12 protein-coding genes are annotated in these 18,084 nt (G+C 44.3%); 7 read left to right on the top strand and 5 right to left on the bottom strand.

Annotated elements, in window-relative coordinates:
• Positions 1-234: 234 nt before the first annotated feature.
• Positions 235-1,698 (bottom strand): glycolate oxidase subunit GlcD, encoded by a 1,464-nt coding sequence (gene glcD, locus F6K64_RS34165; protein ID WP_008179542.1) that lies wholly within the window; start codon positions 1,696-1,698, stop codon positions 235-237.
• Positions 1,699-2,220: 522 nt separating this feature from the next.
• On the opposite strand from glcD, the gene F6K64_RS34160 reads away from it, so the two are divergent.
• The 3 genes from F6K64_RS34160 to F6K64_RS34150 all read left to right on the top strand — a co-directional run bounded on the left by F6K64_RS34160 (position 2,221) and on the right by F6K64_RS34150 (position 5,328).
• Entirely contained in the window at positions 2,221-2,877 is a 657-nt protein-coding gene (locus F6K64_RS34160; protein WP_008179539.1) for a GNAT family N-acetyltransferase, read from the top strand.
• A 559-nt stretch (positions 2,878-3,436) separates the two neighbouring features.
• Positions 3,437-4,018: a hypothetical protein gene (locus tag F6K64_RS34155; protein WP_008179536.1), complete on the top strand. Its 582-nt coding sequence runs from the start codon at positions 3,437-3,439 to the stop codon at positions 4,016-4,018.
• Positions 4,019-4,398: 380 nt separating this feature from the next.
• Entirely contained in the window at positions 4,399-5,328 is a 930-nt protein-coding gene (locus F6K64_RS34150; protein ID WP_207554313.1) for an H-type lectin domain-containing protein, read from the top strand.
• 197 nt (positions 5,329-5,525) lie between these two features.
• Here the strand turns inward: F6K64_RS34150 and F6K64_RS34145 are convergent, their stop codons facing one another.
• From F6K64_RS34145 to F6K64_RS34135, 3 genes are all read right to left on the bottom strand, one after another.
• Positions 5,526-5,864 carry a DUF2973 domain-containing protein gene (locus F6K64_RS34145; RefSeq protein ID WP_008179531.1) on the bottom strand — a complete coding sequence of 113 codons (339 nt, stop codon included), beginning with the start codon at positions 5,862-5,864 and terminating at the stop codon, positions 5,526-5,528.
• Positions 5,865-6,011: 147 nt separating this feature from the next.
• Complete coding sequence (locus F6K64_RS34140) at positions 6,012-6,359, bottom strand: DUF2605 domain-containing protein (protein ID WP_008179530.1); 348 nt, start codon at positions 6,357-6,359, stop codon at positions 6,012-6,014.
• A gap of 223 nt (positions 6,360-6,582) precedes the next feature.
• Complete coding sequence (locus F6K64_RS34135) at positions 6,583-6,864, bottom strand: hypothetical protein (protein ID WP_287263828.1); 282 nt, start codon at positions 6,862-6,864, stop codon at positions 6,583-6,585.
• A gap of 378 nt (positions 6,865-7,242) precedes the next feature.
• Here F6K64_RS34135 and F6K64_RS34130 point away from each other — a divergent pair, with 378 nt between their 5' ends.
• The 4 genes from F6K64_RS34130 (at position 7,243) to F6K64_RS34115 (ending at position 12,882) form a co-directional block, all read left to right on the top strand.
• Positions 7,243-8,337 (top strand): RNA-guided endonuclease InsQ/TnpB family protein, encoded by a 1,095-nt coding sequence (locus tag F6K64_RS34130; protein ID WP_229414497.1) that lies wholly within the window; start codon positions 7,243-7,245, stop codon positions 8,335-8,337.
• Between the two features lie 143 nt (positions 8,338-8,480).
• Positions 8,481-10,298, top strand: a complete 1,818-nt coding sequence (gene thrS / locus F6K64_RS34125; RefSeq protein WP_008184612.1) for a threonine--tRNA ligase — start codon at positions 8,481-8,483, stop codon at positions 10,296-10,298.
• Positions 10,299-10,515: 217 nt separating this feature from the next.
• On the top strand, positions 10,516-10,716 hold the full coding sequence (locus F6K64_RS34120) for a hypothetical protein (protein ID WP_044493271.1): 201 nt from the start codon (positions 10,516-10,518) through the stop codon (positions 10,714-10,716).
• Between the two features lie 696 nt (positions 10,717-11,412).
• The gene (locus F6K64_RS34115; protein ID WP_008184619.1) at positions 11,413-12,882 is read left to right on the top strand and encodes an FG-GAP-like repeat-containing protein; all 1,470 of its coding nucleotides are present in this window, start codon (positions 11,413-11,415) and stop codon (positions 12,880-12,882) included.
• A gap of 97 nt (positions 12,883-12,979) precedes the next feature.
• Here F6K64_RS34115 and F6K64_RS34110 read toward each other — a convergent pair whose 3' ends face one another.
• Positions 12,980-18,076, bottom strand: coding sequence for a WD40 domain-containing protein (locus F6K64_RS34110; RefSeq protein ID WP_287267731.1), 5,097 nt, complete (start codon positions 18,074-18,076; stop codon positions 12,980-12,982).
• Positions 18,077-18,084 lie beyond the last annotated feature (8 nt).

The raw sequence follows: 18,084 nt of genomic DNA, 5'->3' as shown, positions 1-18,084 counted from the left end.
CTTTGTACAAAGATGGCCTTCCTTTGATGAAACGACTAATTCAAGCTCGTTGCTCTATTACTGCTCCTCCTACTCTTCCGATACCTCTCTAAACCTGACCAAACGTCTTTCCAAAAGAGCCACACCCAATTCATTTATGGGGTAGTTTTGAATTTTGAATTGATAATTTTGAATGGTCGCGAAGGGATTGAGTTCTGGATAACGAAGGCTCATGTCGAACTCACGAAACTTAGTTTAAAAACGCTCTATAGACTCAAATTCCGTTGTTTTTCCGGCATTTGCTGCCTCTCCACAAGTCCGGGGTGTCGGAAATACCTTGCCTGGATTGGCTAAACCCTTGGGATTGAATACCTGATTAACCCATTTCATCGTTTCCAAGTCCGTATACGTGAACATATCTGGCATAAAACAGTTCTTATCCGCACCAATCCCATGTTCCCCAGATATACTCCCCCCTGCTTTGACACAGAGTTTGAGGATTTCGCCACCAACATTTTCTACCTCTTCTAATGCCCCAGGCACCTTTTCATCGTACAAGATTAGGGGGTGTAGATTTCCATCACCCGCATGGAATACGTTAGCTATTGTGTACCCAGATTTCTCACTTAATGCCTCAATCTCCCTCAAAACACCCGCTAACTCAGTGCGAGGAATCACCCCATCTTGGACGAAATAATTGGGGCTAATCTTCCCTGCCGCAGCAAAAGCCGCTTTGCGACCTTTCCATAATTTCAGGCGGGTTTCTTCGTCCCTAGCCGTCGTGATATTTCTTGCCCCATTCTGTTTACACAGTTGGGCAACCCGCCGTTTATTAGTATCCACTTCTACCTTTAAGCCATCCAGTTCTACCAGCAATATTGCTCCAGCATCCCTCGGATAACAACCTGTTGCCACTACGTCCTCTACCGCATTGATGCTGAGATTATCCATCATTTCCATGCCCGCAGGAATGATCCCAGCACCAATAATGTCAGTCACTGCAGTACCAGCAGCTTCAATGCTAGTAAAGTCCGCTAGGAGGACACAAATTGATTCTGGTCTCTTGAGGATGCGCAGGGTAATTTCTGTAGCGATCCCCAAGGTGCCTTCGGAACCAACAAATAAGCCGGTTAGGTCGTAACCAGGCATTTCTTGAACTGATCCCCCTACATCCACAATTGAACCGTCCGGAAGAACCAATTTTAACCCCATGACGTGATTAGTGGTCACACCATATTTGAGGCAATGGACACCACCAGAGTTCTCAGCCACATTGCCACCAATGGAACAAATAATTTGACTGGAGGGATCAGGGGCATAATAGAAACCCGCACCACTTACCGCTTGGGTCACCCAGTTGTTGATTAAGCCTGGTTGTACTACAATTCGCTGATTTTCCAGGTCAATGTCCAGGATACCCTTCATTAGGGCAGTGACAATCAACACACCATCTTCTATAGGTAGAGCACCACCGGATAATCCGGTGCCAGCACCCCGTGCCACCCAAGGAATAGAATAGCGATCGCATATCTTAAGCACCTCTGAGACTTGTTCGGTAGTGCGTGGTAGCACTACTACCGCTGGTCGTTGGCGATAGCTGGCCAGACCATCACATTCATAGGTCAACAATTCTTCACGACGTTGAACCACACCATTTTTGCCTACTATCGCCACAAATTTCTTAATGATTGGGGTCCAGTCAGTCTTATGATTCGTCATGTTTCAATAGCGATAGAATAATGTGAACTACCTGACGTTGAAGACTTTCTAGTTTAAGGTGTGTGAACTACCTGATCTTGAAGACTTTCTAGTTTAAGGTGGTCGCTAATCACTTAAGCTAATCCCGTCAGCCGATTTTGATCAAACTTCTCAAAAGCGATGCAGAGGTGCGACCCGTGGCGAATTTAATTCGACGACTGTAAACGCACCATTACGGTCTTGGGGGTTTCCCCCACTCGCTATTGCATCAAGAAAAGGTATTAATTATGAAGTATAACGTTTAATGTCTCCTATTTACCTTAATATTTACCTGGCCTGAAATGGGGTAAATAGTTTCGAACTCAATTGCTCATACCTCCTTCAGACTTCTTAGCCATATACCTTCTGGTGCCTTGAACCTACGGGAAGCTAGGGGGGGGGAACTTAGAACCCCTTCGGCGTATAGTCTACATACTTTAGTTAGAGTTTACCATTCCCAAATAATAGAGTTTACCATTCCCAAATAATTTTAATTTTGTAGTTGTGGATTCCTGCTTTTCATTCTTAACCCTTCATAAATCTGTCCCTACTGGTCAAGATACCTTGGCTGGTGGTATATCTCAAGTCACTATACGTGCTGCTCAATGTGAGGATATCAGCACTGTAGCAGATATTCTTGCAGATAGCTTTCACCCTCAAAAAGGGCTCATCAGCTGGCTTCACCCTCTATTAAGACTGGGTATTTACGAAGATTTGCGCCACAGACTGGGATCTAGTTTACCCCATTACCTGTGTTTAGTCGCCGTCACTACCGTTTCCGGTTCTGCTGGTACCAGTGACATGCTAGCTGGTACTGTAGAGCTAACACTCCGTTCTCGCTATTGCTGGCCAAAGCCCAACTGCCAACATCTTTACCTGTCCAATCTGGCTGTCAGAAAGTCTTGTCGGCGGCAAGGAGTCGGAGAAAATTTGCTCTTGGCTTGTGAGCAAACTGCCCTAGAATGGGGCTTTCAAGACCTCTACTTGCATGTTTTGGAAAACAATTATCAGGCCAGGCAACTTTATCTCAAGAGGGGATATGAACTGCATCGGGTAGAACCAAGCTATACCGGAGGATTGCTTAGGCTTCCCAAACGCCTGCTCTTACACAAGCAGATTAATCCTGCTGGTTTTAGTTCACCGGGTCAGAGTCTGTCTTAGTAGGCTGAATTTCGTCATAATGGAGTTATCAAGCTGACGAATAACACATACATTTGGTGATTTATCACATTGACAAAACAAACAAAATATGTAATACAACATTTTTGTTCAGACTATCTGTAGCAGAGTATCGTTTTTGGTAACAGATCAAAAAGGGGGTTATTGATAAAGCTTTCAAGAAAATTGTTGTTTGAAGACCTCGCCAGGGTCGAAATTTAGTTGATTTGTGTTACGGTCTACTTGTAAATCCCATGAAATCTACGGTACTAAACCACAAAAGTTGCTTTATACCGATAAATTGTAGCTATTGATACCAAATCATCTATAATTTAGTATCTAGCCATACAAAGTTTTGGTGTCTTGAAGCCATTTTGAGGTGTTTTTTGATAACTATAAACTTAGGTTAAACCCAAGTTTATAGTTGGAAATGGTAGTTGAACAAAACTTGACTCTCCCTTTTGTGTATTTTCAAAAATTTACAGCTATTTTAAGGAAAGCGGATCGGGGCTTTTAGCTTGGGTGCTTACCTGCTCTAAGATATTACGCCATATAGTTTCAGATGGAGAGTGAATACCAACACTATTACCAGATAGCTCTTTACCCAAAGGAGGTGGTTGGTCACAACCAGGGTCTCGCCAATCCTCAACCCCTAAGTGGCATGAACCAGGAAAGCCTGAACCTCTGCAAGAATAAGATGAGAGACTCACAGCCATCAGAAATTCTCTCGCAATTTCGGGATAAACAATTGTTAATTGTTAATAGTAGGCGTCGCAATGGCCTAATCATATATAAGCACTACCATGCAGAATTCGCAGGACCAGGTTCGGCTGTAGGAGGAATATTTGATCTTGATTGTCAGGGAGTAGTCCCAGTGGGCAATCTGTCTTTGGTTTCTCCAGAATCAGCTGAAGAGCGACGGCGTGCTTATTTGATTCGGCGGCAATGGATTCGACTGACTAAACAAATTACAGAAGATCCAAGTCCGATAAAACGAACCCAACAGATTCTTGAACAGTTTGAGGGATTTGGTTTTGATGCCAACACTATTGCCCAACTGCCAGATGAAGCCTTTGCTCTGCTGGTAGGGGTTTTGCCCTATACAATCAGGAAGGTACGTAACGCCCCTCACCATGAGCATTAAGTCTGGAATCCTTTGGCTGATGCTGATCGTCTCAATTGATTAGAAAATTTCTAAATTTAGATTTAGATCTCCGGAATCCCCCCAGCTCCGGGTCTCACGAAGCATTATTTAACAGAGTGCAATGATTAGAGCGACTAGCGCTATAGTAGGTAATGGGTAATGGGTAATGGGTAATGGATAAGAGATAATTTTGCCAACCCCCTACCTATCACCATTTACTGTTCACCATGGATTATCCTGGGTGCCATCAGATCAGCCTCTGTAGTTGGCGAATAGAGCAATTTCAGCTATAACAGCCCATAGGGTATTTGGCGGGCTTGTCGAAATAATGGAGATAGTTGATTAGTATCTTACTATCTAAACTATCTAAGGAATTGTCGGTGTTTAGCCACTTGGTTACTATGAATGATTTTGACATACTTAAAAAAACTATCGATCGCCTCAGAAGCGAACGAGATGATCTCAAGAAAGAACTAGATACCTACCGAAGTTATCTGGATAAGCGCTCTACAGATATCAGAGCTTTAATTTATACAGAATTACAACTATTTTCACCCAAAATAGCTGAGGAACTCAGGAAGGAATTTAGAACACAATTTCACCTAGTGATTGGCTTGTTGGTTTTTACTACCCTATTGACCACCGTCAGTGGTTTTGTAGTCATGTCTAGTCTTGTTGATAGTTCTGTAAAAGGACATCTAAAAAATCAAGAAGAACAACTTGATAAACTCAACAAACGTATAAATAATTCTCTATTTGATAACCGAGTTGATCTGCAAGGTCTTCAGCAACAAACTCAAACTATCAAAGCCCAAACTCAAGACTATCAAAAACAAGCTCAGTATCTAAATAGTAAGGTGCAAAGCTTAGATATCAACGCTTCTACTATAGAGAAAAAACTTAATGCTCTTCTAGAATCAGACCCAGTCGCCTTGGGAGATATAGTTGAACGGATCAATAACTTAACTCAAGATAGTAATCAGCTGATTACTATCTCTCGAAGTATCGAAGAAGTGGCTAGTTCACAGATTAGACTGGAGAGTGGAGAAATTTCTGTTAGGGAAGGGAATTTATCAAAGGGTGATGGCAGACGAAGAATATCAGGTGAGCAAAAGTTTAATACCAACTTTGCTTCTGAGCCTGTGGTTTATATTGCTTTAAACGACATCGATAGTGATAATGATGAAAATCTCCGATTAAAAGTTGATGTCACTGATGTCAACCGAGAGGGGTTTCATTATGTATTGGAAACCTGGGGAGACACGCGGGTTTACAGTGCTAATGCAAGTTGGTTTGCCTATGGCAAATAAATCAGATCTAGTCCGGTTTAATACTTACTAATTGAATGCTGTCTGTCAAGGAAAATGGATTCAGCGCTGCATCGCTATTTCCTATTCCCTATTGCCTGGGCGCAGCGCTATAGTTTTTCCACCGACGAATTCGGTCAGGGGAAATAGTTTTGCTTATCCCCTTTCCCTTGGTCTAGCCCTAACGTGAAATCAATAGACTACTGGTTTTCTTCTGGCGTGCCCTTGGTGTTACCCGGAGAAGAATTGTATATAGCGTCTAACTGTTGGCGAGCGTCTTCAACGGTCATTGACCGCATCACTAACAGCGGTTCATTGATAGGGTTGCCACTATCATCAAGCAGTTCCGGGTGCGGTACTGACTTAGCAGGAGATGGATTGGCATTCACTTGATTCCGACCCCATTGGGCGGGTGATTTTCCCGATGCTGAGAAAGAACGCTGGGAATCAAAACTCAAACTTAATAGGTTACGAATTAAATTTCCAATCGCTAAAAATGCTAGAACAGTAAAGGCAATTAGATAAATTAGGTGTAACATCGTATTATCCTCCCGACCGAATAGTTGGTCTTTAACTCCTTGTCTTGCTCAGGGATAAAAAACGGCTTTTTATAGGTGGTTAGTTAACCTTAACAAATGGTAGTCCACTATTTCCTCAATCATTTCCTGAATCTAGGTGCGTCAAGATTAGTCATTCCCTGAGGCCGCTGACTCGGATGCACCGGATGCCAATGATCGCCACCGGATTGCCACTCCCCAACATTCTCTCACTAATTGGTGCCATGGCATCATGGTAGAAAGTTCAACTCCTACTTGACCATCGGTAGCTTTAAAAAGCATTTTAGCTGTATTTACCTCCTGCTGGGCTTGCTTTACCCGCTTTAGTAGGTCAGATTGTTCCTCCGTGCTCAAAAAGGTGATATCTTCAGTTTCTAACAACGAAAGCGATCGCTCAAACCAGTAGTCAAAATCTACTAGTAGCGGTTCCAATATGGTTTTGAGTAACTCCGGTGTTGATGGCTGGGGTTGATCCATGATATTAAAACCGTTTATTTTTTCATAGTCTACCTTAATTATATTTACATTTTTTTACAATTTTTGACATAACCCTTAACACTTGTCGGAGACTACTACTCCGTCAAAATTGAATTGAGGGGTAAGCATATGCGCTACAGATGGTGCTACTTGAGGTGCGGTCAGCCGTCAGCGGTCAGCCGTTAGCAGACTTAACTCAGCATTATTCGAATGGTTACCTGTTTTATTCAAAAGCACCATCTGTAGCTTGGCACAGGCTTCGACCCATCGGACCCATTAGCTGATAGCTGAAAGCTGAAAGCTGAAAGCTGAAAGCTGATAGCTGATAGCTGATAGCTGATAGCTGAATGCTTACATTGAGAGGTAAGCTCAAGTCCGGTTGAATACCCATCATAAAGACGATTGATGGCCAGATGGTTAAATGGGGCAGATTTTGATTAAGGGTAATTATCCTGACATGATCTACAATGGACTTTGGCCAATGAGGCACCCTTGTACTATGCATCGGTGCTATCCATTAAGTACCAAAACCATTAAGCCAACCCGTAACCCCTAACCCCTAACCCCTAACCCCTAACCTTGAACACCTAAGCCCTTGCCCTAACCCTCAAAACTAAATTGAGAGAGCCAAAACTTAGTTAAAAGTTTACGGCACAACACGCTACTATAAGTATGTTGTCAACGTTAGTCAGGTAACCAAATATCTTAAACCGTAATCAGCCTCTGAGCACCGAGAGCTTTTTTAAAAGCTCTCCATAACCGATCAGCCTATTCACAACTGGTAAAAAGCTAACTGACACAACCACATCAGGTAGAAACTATCGATGCTATGCAACGAGCCTTTAAAACCAGGTTAAAGCTAAATAACCATCAGCAGTCAATTATGGCTCAACACGCAGGTTATGCTCGTTGGATTTGGAATTGGGCGTTAAGGATGTGGGACGAAGCCGATAAGGAAGGCTTGAAGCCATCTGCTCACAAATTAAAAAAGTTCTACACCAATCATGTTAAACCTAATTATCTGTGGCAAAAGACTCTTAGTTCCAGGGTTTATCAGTTTGTGTTTCTGCATTTGGGTGAAGCATTTACCCGCTTCTTTAGTGGGTTAGCTGACAAGCCCAAATTCAAAAAGAAAGGCAAAAATGATAGCTTCACCCTGGATAACTGCGGCAAAGTCATGGAATTTTCTGGCACACGGTTGAAACTGCCATTTATCGGTTGGGTTAGTACCTATGAACCACTGCCCCAAGTCCAGACGAAACGATTAACCATCAGCCGAGGGGCTGATCAGTGGTTTATTTCTGTAGCTTACGAGTTTGAGGCTGAACCAACAAAAAAACTTAAGGCTGCAATTGGTGTAGACCTAGGTGTTAAGGAACTCGCAACCATCTCTGATGGTTCTGTGTTCCCAAATCCCAGGCCATACAAACGGGCACAGCGTAAACTGGCTCGACTCCAGCGGCAATTAGCCAGAAAGCAGTTTGGTTCAAACAACCGACAGAAGGCAAAACTTAAGTTAGCCAAGGCATACCAGCGAGTCAGGAACATTCGCCAGGATACCATTCACAAGTTAACCTCATGGCTGACCAAGAATCACGGTGCTGTAGTCCTAGAAGACTTGAATGTATCTGGAATGCTATTGAATCATAAGCTCGCTGGTGCAATTGCTGATTCCGCTTTTTCCGAAATTCGCCGACAAGTTGAGTACAAGTCTCAATGGTATGGTTCTCAAGTTATTTATGCCAACAGATTCTATCCCTCTACAAAGACTTGCTCAGACTGTGGACATGAACAGGGAATGCCTTTGAACGTTCGGGTATTTAACTGTGAAGCTTGCGGGATGGTTAAAGATCGTGATCTTAATGCTGCAATCAATTTAGAACGTCTTGCCGTAGGTTCTACGGTGGAATGCCTGACTGACAGGGTGCTGCCGACAGTCCTGGATGATGCAGGAAGTAAACTTCAAAACGTCACTTAGTGACGTTTTGTGTAAGTTTTATGGAACAGTACTACACCAGAAACATGTACTGCACCAAAAGCTAAGGTTTGTATCATAGAGGGATAGCACAAAATTGGTGTTACGGTCATAGCGCGTTACTCAATTCCATAGAACAGTCACCGATGGTTAACTCAGAACCCTCCGAACAGCCTGAAAAAATTCATTTGCCCCGTACTAGCGAATCCGATACCCTAAAAAGGCTCCGTCATACGACGTCTCATGTGATGGCAATGGCCGTCCAGAAGCTATTTCCGAAGGCTCAGGTGACTATCGGTCCTTGGATTGAAAATGGTTTTTATTATGATTTCGACCAGCCAGAACCGTTTACTGAGCAAGACCTCAAGAAAATCCAAAAGGAAATGGTCAAAATCATTAAGCGGAAGCTTCCGGTAATTCGGGAAGAGGTGCCACGGGAAGAAGCTCAACAGCGGATCAAGGAACTGGGTGAACCCTATAAACTGGAAATTTTAGCAGATTTAGAAGACCCGATCTCGATTTACCACCTGGGGGATCAGTGGTGGGATTTGTGTGCTGGTCCCCATGTAGAAAACACTAGTGAAATCAACCCGAAGGCAATTGAATTGGAAAGTGTGGCTGGGGCTTACTGGCGAGGGGATGCGAGTAATGCTCAACTCCAGCGCATTTATGGTACAGCTTGGGAAAACCCAGAGCAACTACAGGAATATAAGCGCCGTAAGCAAGAAGCCCTGAAACGGGATCACCGTAAGCTGGGTAAGGAACTAGGACTGTTTATCTTTTCTGACCCGGTTGGACCAGGATTACCGCTGTGGACCCCCAAAGGAACGGTTTTGCGTACCCTTTTGGAAGATTTCCTCAAGCAAGAACAGGTTAAACGAGGTTATCTACCAGTGGTGACACCCCATATTGGTCGAGTGGACTTGTTTAAGGTATCCGGTCACTGGCAGAACTATAAAGAGGATATGTTCCCGATGATGGCTGAAGATGAGGAAGCAGCAGCCGCAGAACAAGGGTTTGTCCTAAAACCGATGAATTGCCCCTTCCATATCCAAATTTATAAGAGTGAATTGCGCTCCTACCGGGAGTTGCCCATGCGCTTGGCAGAGTTTGGAACAGTGTATCGCTATGAGCAATCTGGGGAACTGGGGGGGTTGACCAGGGTGCGCGGTTTCACGGTGGATGATTCTCACCTATTTGTGATGCCGGATCAGTTGGATCAGGAATTCCTCAGTGTGGTGGATTTAATCCTCTCAGTGTTCAAAAGTCTGCAAATGAAGAACTTTAAAGCACGGTTGAGTTTCCGTGACCCGGCCTCGGATAAGTATATTGGTTCGGATCAGGCTTGGGAAAAAGCCCAATCAGCAATTCGCCGTGCTGTGGATACCTTGGGCATGGAATCCTTTGAAGCACCAGGGGAAGCGGCATTTTATGGCCCGAAACTGGACTTTATCTTCCAGGATATCCTGGACAGGGAATGGCAGTTAGGAACGGTACAGGTAGATTACAACTTGCCAGAACGATTTGATTTGGAGTATGTGGCAGAAGATGGTACTCGCCAACGCCCGATTATGATTCACCGTGCCCCCTTTGGATCCCTGGAGCGCCTAACTGGCATATTGATTGAACAGTATGGGGGAGACTTCCCCTTCTGGTTAGCACCAGTACAAGCACGATTGTTACCAGTAGGGGATGCACAGTTGCCTTTTGCTCAGGAAGTGGCAGCAAAAATGCGATCGCATGGGATTCGAGCAGAAGTCGATACCAGTGGGGAAAGGCTCGGTAAAGCAATTCGTAATGCCGAAAAGGCTAAAATCCCCGTGATGAGTGTGGTTGGTGCCAAGGAAGTCGAAGCCAATAGTTTGAATATTCGTACCCGTGCCGCTGGGGAGTTGGGCATGATGCCCATAGACCAGGTTGTAGAGAAGATGGAGCAGGCAAATCGGAATCGAGAGAATTTTTAGATTCTCAAGGGAGTAGGGGAAGAGAGTGAAGTGTGGGAGGTGTGGGAAGTGTGGGGAGATGGGGAGATGGGGAGATGGGGAGATGGGGAGATAGGGAGATAGGGAGATGGGGAGATAGGAAATATTTTTATAGGGTTTCTGATATTTATCAGGTACAGTCAATTTTCTTCCCCCCTCAAGATGCAGTTGCTAATGGGACAAACTACAACCGTTGCTGATGGGGAAACCCTCTCAGGTCGGCGCTGCATCTGTTGTGGAAAATTCTTCCCACACTCCCCCCTCTCCCCACACTCCCCTCTCTGCCCACACTCCCGATTCCCGATTCCCGATTCCCGATTCCCTTACCCCAGCCCTATATCTCTCCTCAAAGTATTTTTTACAACAACTTTATTCGTTTAAAGATTTAGTAAATTTTTAGTGAAGTAGCTCAATTACTTCGGATTGATATGTAATACTGTTTTTGGTAGATAAATCAGCCATCCATCTTAACTAGTTTATTGTTCTAATAGCTAGCAATTTAAAGTAGCAAAAGAAAAAACACCTAAGCTCAGGGGAGCACTTGATATCTAGTATTTTCATTTGAGACCTCTACTAGCATTGCTAGAAAAAGCGATGCAGCAATGTAGCTTGCTAGCGCAATAGTTTGCCCAATAGATTGGTTTTGGAAAACCTCCCGGTGCGCTTGACCCGTAATTTAATTCGCCACGGGTCGCACCGCTAGAAGCGAAGGTCACAAGAGGATCCAATAAGTTTTTGGTGCCAAGAAAAATCAGCATTAGCTTTCATGATCGATTTGGTTTTGGTAGATCACCTGGACTCTTGATTAACGACAGAATTCTTAGGGTTGCTGAATTGAAGTATGAATGCGCGATCATCTAGTTTTGTTAAAGCCCCCTGTTAAAGCCCCCGTGAGTCCCCCAACTTTGCGGTGCGACCCAAGGGCGATTTACTCGCCCTAGGAGGCGCGCACCGGGGGGGACTTTGGGAGTTTTGTTCCCCCCAAGCGAGCAATCCCTCGCTTGGGGGGCTAGGGGGGCAAAATCATACCCAGAATCAGCAACGCCAAGGAGATCAACCCAACATCAATAAACTGACACAGGACGATTAAAACTATATGAATATTCCCAACGATCAATTCTGGACTCAATCCGTATTTCCTTCCGGAGGCAATGAAGCCTATGACCGCTTCGGCACTAGCTTAACTGGAGGAGATTTCAATGGTGATCGTCGGGGCGACTTGGCTATAGGCACACCCAACGAAGATGTTGGTGGGGAAACCAACAGAGGTAAAGTCAATGTCCTCCGAGGATCTTCAACAGGCTTAACTAGCTTTGGTAGCCAATTGTGGAACCAGGACAATCTTGCTGGCAGTTCAACTGAAGCTTTCGATCGCTTCGGAGATACCCTGATCTCAGGGGACTTTAATGGGGATGGTTACGATGACTTAGCTGTAGGCACACCTTACGAAGATTGGGGATCGACTACAAATACCGGCATAGTTAACATTATCAATGGTTCTTTCTTTGGTCTGACCAGCACTGGTAACAAATTCTTCACCCAGACAGCCTTTCCTCAGGGGGGTGATGAAGCAGGTGACCGCTTTGGTAGCAGCTTGGCTGCGGGAGATTTTGACGGGGATGGCTATGATGACCTGGCTATCGGTGCTCCTTATGAAGATCTTGATGGGAACAGTGACGTAGGTAAAGTCAATGTCCTCCAAGGATCTTCAACAGGCTTAACTAGCTTTGGTAGCCAATTGTGGGAGCAAAACAATCTTAGTGGTAGTTTTAATGAAGCTTTCGATCGCTTCGGAGAGACCTTAACCTCAGGGGACTTTAATGGGGATGGTTATGATGACTTAGCTATAGGAACGCCTCACGAGGATTTGGGATCGATTAAAGATACTGGCATAGTTAACATTATCAATGGTTCTTTCTTCGGTCTGACGAGCACTGGTAACAAATTCTTCACCCAGACGGCCTTTCCTCAAGGGGGTGATGAAGAAGGTGACCGCTTTGGTAGCAGTTTAGCTGCCGGAGATTTCAACGGGGATGGCTATGATGACCTGGCTATTGGTGCTCCTTATGAAGATTTGTCAAATGGGAATGTAACCGATGGAGGTAAAGTTAATACCCTCTATGGTTCTGTAACAGGCTTGACTACCACTGGTAGCCAATTCTGGTCTCAAGACGATCTCATTGTCAGCAACCCTGAAGCATTTGACCGCTTCGGAACTACCTTAGCTGTGGGCGACTTTAACAACGACGGTTACGATGACTTAGCAGTGGGAAGTCCCTATGAAGATATCGATTCAATCACTGATGCTGGGGCTGTAAACATTATCTACGGTTCCGTCTTTGGCTTGACTACTACTGGTAATCAGTTTTGGAGCCAAGCTAGTTCTGGCGTTAACGATATAGCTGAGGAGTACGATAACTTTGGATCTAGCTTGGCGGTGCAGGACTTCAATGGGGACGGCTACGATGACTTAGCCATAGGAGTTCCTGGTGAAGACCTCGGAAGTATTATCAATTCTGGTGCTACTCAAATCCTCTATGGCTCAGCCAGCGGTCTAGTTGTATAGAGCAGCTTGTTTATAGCAGTATTTAGCTAGGGAACAGCGGATCACCGGAACAGGGAACAGGGAAAAAATCCTGTGTACCTGATTAGACTAAAAAAAGCTATACTCCCGATTCCCGACTCCCGTTCCCCTCCTGGGAGGGGAACGGGGTGGGTTCCGATTCCCGATTCCCGATTCCCGATTCCCCATTCAACAGTTCTGGTAAAACCCCATCACACAATTTGCGATCGCTTTCACTCAAGGTCGGATTATGGTTCAAATAGTCCCTGATCCAATAGCACCCCTTCACCAATAAATCCTTTAAATCAGAGCTTAAATCAGAGGTAGTGGTATGACTCCCCCTGGTAACTATCCCCTGTCCAGGTTTTACACCTAGGACTGTACTGTCATTAATCGGTCCGCCAACGGTTTTGATTTCTGTACCATCGATATTCCAGATTTTAGCAGTACCATCTTCACTGACCGATACCAAAGTTTCACCATCAGCCAGGAAACAGGCATTGCACACAGGAGCAAGATGTCCTTTTAGGGTTTTGAATTCCTTACCATCACGAGTCCAAAGCTTTACCGTCCTATCAGCACTAACTGAAGCAATAATTTGACTGTCAGGACTAAAAACAACACCTCTAACTCCTGCTTGATGTCCTTGTAAGGTAGTGATCAGTTTACCATCCAAACTCCATAATTTCACCGTTTTATCAGCACTAGCGGAAGCCATAATTTCACCATCCCCACTGAATCTCAAACAGACAATTTTTAGACTATGGGCTGGAATCGTATCGATTAAGCTACCATCAAGATGCCAACGTTTAATGGTTTTATCTTCTCCAGCGGAAGCCAGCATTTGACCATCCTGACTGAATCTAATGGTATAGATTTTAGCAATATGACCGTTAAGAGTATTTAAGAGTACTCCCTTATCCTGTCCATACTTATCATCAATCCCCCACAGCTTGATAATTCTGTCATTGCCCGCAGAGGCCAGGATTTTACCATCAGGACTAAAACTTAGACTCCTGATACTCAGACCATGGGCTGGAAAGGTTTGCAGTAAGGCTCCATTAAGATGCCAAATTTTAATGATACCATCCACACTAGCAGTGGCTAATAGTTTTGCTTTAGGACTAAAACTGACACTCCTGACACTAGCTTGATGTCCTGAAAATGTTCTGAGTAATGTGCCTTCTAAATTCCATAGTTTCACTGTTTTATCTTCACTAGCTGAAGCATACTGCTGACCGGTAGAATTAAAACAAAAGCCGATAAGTTTACCAGTATGGCTTTGCTGAGTATTCAGTCCAATGCCCTTAAGACTCCAAAGTCTGATAGTTTTATCTACACTAGCAGAAGCCAGTAGCCGTCCATCGGGGCTGAAACTTACCCCACACACAGACCCTTTGTGTCCTCGTAAGGTCTTGAGCTTAATGCCATCAAGGTTATACAGTCGAATTCGATTATCTTTACTTGCTAGTGCTAATAGTTGACCATCGGGACTAAATCTAACCCGATAGACTGGCAAGCCATAATTATCGATGGAGTTGAGTTCTTTGCCATCTATATTCCAGAGTTTAGCGGTACCGTCCCAACTCCCGGAAGCCAGCATCTGACCATCTGGACTAAAGCAGACACTCAAGACACCCCTAGCATGACGATTGAAAATTTTGGGCCAACTACTGTGTAAATTCCAGAGCTTGATAGTGCCATCTTCACTAGCGATCGCAAGGGATTTACCATCAGGACTAAAACTAATCCCAAAGTTAGCAGGACCAAACCTGGTCAGGGTTTTAATCCGAGTACCATTAGGATGCCAGAGCTGGATCGTGCCATCCTTACTAGCAGCAGCAATGGTTTGACCATCGGGACTAAAACTAATGTTGAAAACTTGGTTTTTATGACCTCTGAGAGTTTTCAGTAACCTACCATCCCGTTGCCAGAGTTTGATGGTGCTATCAGCACTAGCAGAGGCAAACATCTCACCATTGGGACTAAAGTTAATGCTAAACACTTGCTCCTTGTGGCCCCGACAGCTTGTCAAAGCTTTCCCATCAATTCCCCAAATCCTGATCGTGCCATCTTCACTAGCAGAGGTAATTAGTTTACCATCAGGACTTAAACAAACACCAAATACTCCCGCATTATGTCCTTCCAAACGATTGCACTCTTGCAAGTTATTGATAATTTCCTGAAGCTGATTGACTTGTTGCTGTTTGATATCAGGAGTAACCTCTGTGGTGAGTAATCGTTTACCAGCTTTTACACTAGCGACCAATGCTCCTAACTGGTCGTGGGAAGATAGTAGAGCTTGAGATAGAGAATTAAGGGCTTTAATTTCTGCAATTTCTGCTCGTCTTCGTTCCTCTTGTTCTTGATGGAGTGCTTGCTTTAGTTCTTCTTTGGTGAGTTTTAACTCCGCTAGGATTTGAGGCTCTTGTCCTTGGCGAATAAATGATACTAAATAATCATGAACTAACTGATAACGATCAGCGGGGTATTCTGGCACTTCAAAGACTAACCCAGAACCCACTAGCACTTCTAATCCTAAATCTAGTTGCTCCTCTTCTAAGTCCAAATCTTCCGCTAATTCAGCCTTAGTCTTTAGGGGCCGCATCCCGTTTTCATCGGTAAGCAAATACAAAACAAGTTTAGTGATTCGTTCGTTCTCTTCACCACAGTCTTTAATAGCTGTTTCTAGGTATCGTTCAACCAGTTTTTCCTTAGGACCTTTGGCTATATAATCTGCTAAGGTGGTAATTTTTTCCGCTTGGAGCTGAGCTCCTACCACTTGCAATTCAATGGGGAGCACCTCATTGGTATCTCCTGCTAAATCCTTAACTAAGGCATCCGTTAGCTTTGGCTCTAGAGAAAATGCCGTGTGTTCAGTTAAGCTTTGAATAACTGATTGAGCTTGCTTTGGGGAAAAGTTACCGAGATAGTAAAGAATTGTTTTATCTAAAATATTGTTGTTGATGACATCTAAGTTAATTAGACGGTTACACTCTAACAAATAATGAATGTCATCTTCTCGAAGGGATAAAATAATTTTAACATAGGGAATATTCAAACAATTCTTCAGGAAGTCATAGAAAACCAGTCGTTGTTTTATGTCTTTGGCAGCAAAGAAAAATTCTTCAAATTGGTCAAAGACTAAAACCACTAGGATATTTTCTTCTGTTATTTTCCAGAATGTCTTGAGAATTGCGCTTGTTGTTTCGAGAGTATTAGCCTGATAGTTAATCAGGTGTTTTTCGGCCAGAGACTTGGCTAAGGCTTTCCCAAATTCCGGAATCCAATCGGTATAAACTTGCTGGAAAACCGTTAAAACCTCACGGGAGCCAATGGTTTTTTGTTTCAAAGTGGGAATTAACCCAGCTTGGACAAGGGAACTTTTACCTACTCCTGATTGACCATAAATTACCGTTAGTTTATGGTCACTACGGCCCATACGTTGCATTAAGCGATTAACATCCCCTTGTCTACCAGAGGCAGCAATGGCTGGGGTCACAGAATTGTGCGGTTCTAGATCAGGTAATGCTGGGTTAGTTACCTGTTGTTTAGGCTGCAATCGACCAGCACCAATAAAGGCTCGAAAATTGTACTGCTGCTCAATCGAGCGTCGTTCTTGTTTAACCCGAAAAGCAGTCAAATAGTTACCTTGTTGGCAGTAGCACTGGCGCAGTTCTTCTAAAATCCGAATGTAAAGCTCTGGATCATACTGGGGTTTGGTTCTGGCTTTGGCCGTTTCCAGAGTTGTCAGACTGTCTTGGATTTTAGCTTGCTGCTGTTGCTGTTGCGATCGCTCAGCCCCACCAAGCGATCGCGCGGCCCCACGATGCGATCGCGCTAGAGACAATAAATACCAACCTTGGTGAAATGAGCGCTCCCAATCACAATCGGTATCGAGTGAGCATGAGGTTGGTGTACAGAATTCAGACAATGCCTCTTCTAAGATTGACAGAGCCTGTTGGGCTAACTGTTGCGCGTTAGTCCAATCAGATTTCCATAAAGCAACTTCTGCTAAAAAGCCATAGGCTCGCGCTAGTCTAAAGGGATTACCATAGGTTTGATGGAGAGTCAAGGCTGTGTTAGCAACCGCCTCCAACTCATCCCACTGTCCCAGTCGTTGCAGTACTTCTGCCCAAGGATTAATAAACTTGGCAACTAAGTCTGGTCGCTGAGCCTGTTCAAAGACCTTAATACATTGCTGATAATACTCTGCGGCATGACCACAAGCCACTTTATGTTCAGCCCGATGTCTCTCACCATAGGTACGCCACCATAATCCTAAATAATACAGTAAGCATCCAATCCGCTCTGATGAGGAGGTGAATGTTTGGGGTTTTCCCTCGGTTGCCCTGGCCTCTGGCTCAATCTGCTGCCAAAGGGCTAAACTACGCTGATAATGTTCCAGAGACTCTTGTGATGACCCATCACCGGCACGACCCAAGACAAATTCTAAACTGGCTTCTAACGGTGGGTCTAATCTGACTTTACGATGGTTTAGCTCATTCTGGGCTGACTTTAACTCGGTGCGGCGAGTCGAACCAATGCCCAAATTCAAGTCATCATTGTCTAGAAATCTACCAGCACCAGAGTTTAATACTTTGCCATAGACCTGATTGACGGTTTGCTCGATAAAATCAATTAACTCATCCGTTGCCATCTCAAAGCCAATGGGAGTAGCAGCCCAACTGGTGAAATCTGGTGCTACTCGTCTGAGCTTGTGTTGGACCTGATCGGTTACCCATAACACCAGGGGGAAGGGGAACGTTTTGCGAAATTCATCCCGTGCATTATTGGTAGAAACCAATAGCCGATCAATATCCTTGACTAATTCCAAATTGTGAACAATCACGGCATTGGGTAGTTCTGAAGTCAGTTCCGCTTGAACATTGCTATAGAGGTTAAGAGCCGATGAGGCCAAAGCCCTGGAGTGAAACTTAATCTGGTAGTGTTCTGTCAGTTGTTGTGTTAATCGCTGCCGCAATGATTGATAATTACAACGGGCTAAAATCAGAGAAAATTGTCCCTGAGAAAATGCGATCGCCCGTGCTAGCATTCTTAATGATTCATTGTTATTGTCATTGAAATCTTTGGGTTGGACGGTCATATTCATTCCAACTGTTGTGCTTCTGCCAAAATCGGATTTACGCCCTGACCATCCCCTCTGCTGATCTTGGTCGCCATGGAGCGCGTTCATGGGGGGGT

Origin of the sequence: Moorena sp. SIO3A2 (assembly GCF_010672265.1) — a bacterium.
Lineage (GTDB): Bacteria > Cyanobacteriota > Cyanobacteriia > Cyanobacteriales > Coleofasciculaceae > Moorena > Moorena producens.
The sequence above is the reverse complement of the archived record's forward strand: the minus strand, read 5'-3'. Positions and strand labels throughout refer to the sequence as shown.

Bases quoted from the DNA above. Each gene is read 5' to 3' on its own strand.
- glcD (WP_008179542.1), bottom strand. From the start codon at position 1,698: ATGACGAATCATAAGACTGACTGGACCCCAATCATTAAGAAATTTGTG.
- F6K64_RS34155 (WP_008179536.1), top strand. From the start codon at position 3,437: ATGGAGAGTGAATACCAACACTATTACCAGATAGCTCTTTACCCAAAG.
- F6K64_RS34145 (WP_008179531.1), bottom strand. From the start codon at position 5,864: ATGTTACACCTAATTTATCTAATTGCCTTTACTGTTCTAGCATTTTTA.
- F6K64_RS34140 (WP_008179530.1), bottom strand. From the start codon at position 6,359: ATGGATCAACCCCAGCCATCAACACCGGAGTTACTCAAAACCATATTG.
- F6K64_RS34135 (WP_287263828.1), bottom strand. From the start codon at position 6,864: ATGCATAGTACAAGGGTGCCTCATTGGCCAAAGTCCATTGTAGATCAT.
- F6K64_RS34130 (WP_229414497.1), top strand. From the start codon at position 7,243: ATGGCTCAACACGCAGGTTATGCTCGTTGGATTTGGAATTGGGCGTTA.
- thrS (WP_008184612.1), top strand. From the start codon at position 8,481: ATGGTTAACTCAGAACCCTCCGAACAGCCTGAAAAAATTCATTTGCCC.
- F6K64_RS34120 (WP_044493271.1), top strand. From the start codon at position 10,516: ATGGGGAAACCCTCTCAGGTCGGCGCTGCATCTGTTGTGGAAAATTCT.
- F6K64_RS34115 (WP_008184619.1), top strand. From the start codon at position 11,413: ATGAATATTCCCAACGATCAATTCTGGACTCAATCCGTATTTCCTTCC.
- F6K64_RS34110 (WP_287267731.1), bottom strand. From the start codon at position 18,076: ATGAACGCGCTCCATGGCGACCAAGATCAGCAGAGGGGATGGTCAGGG.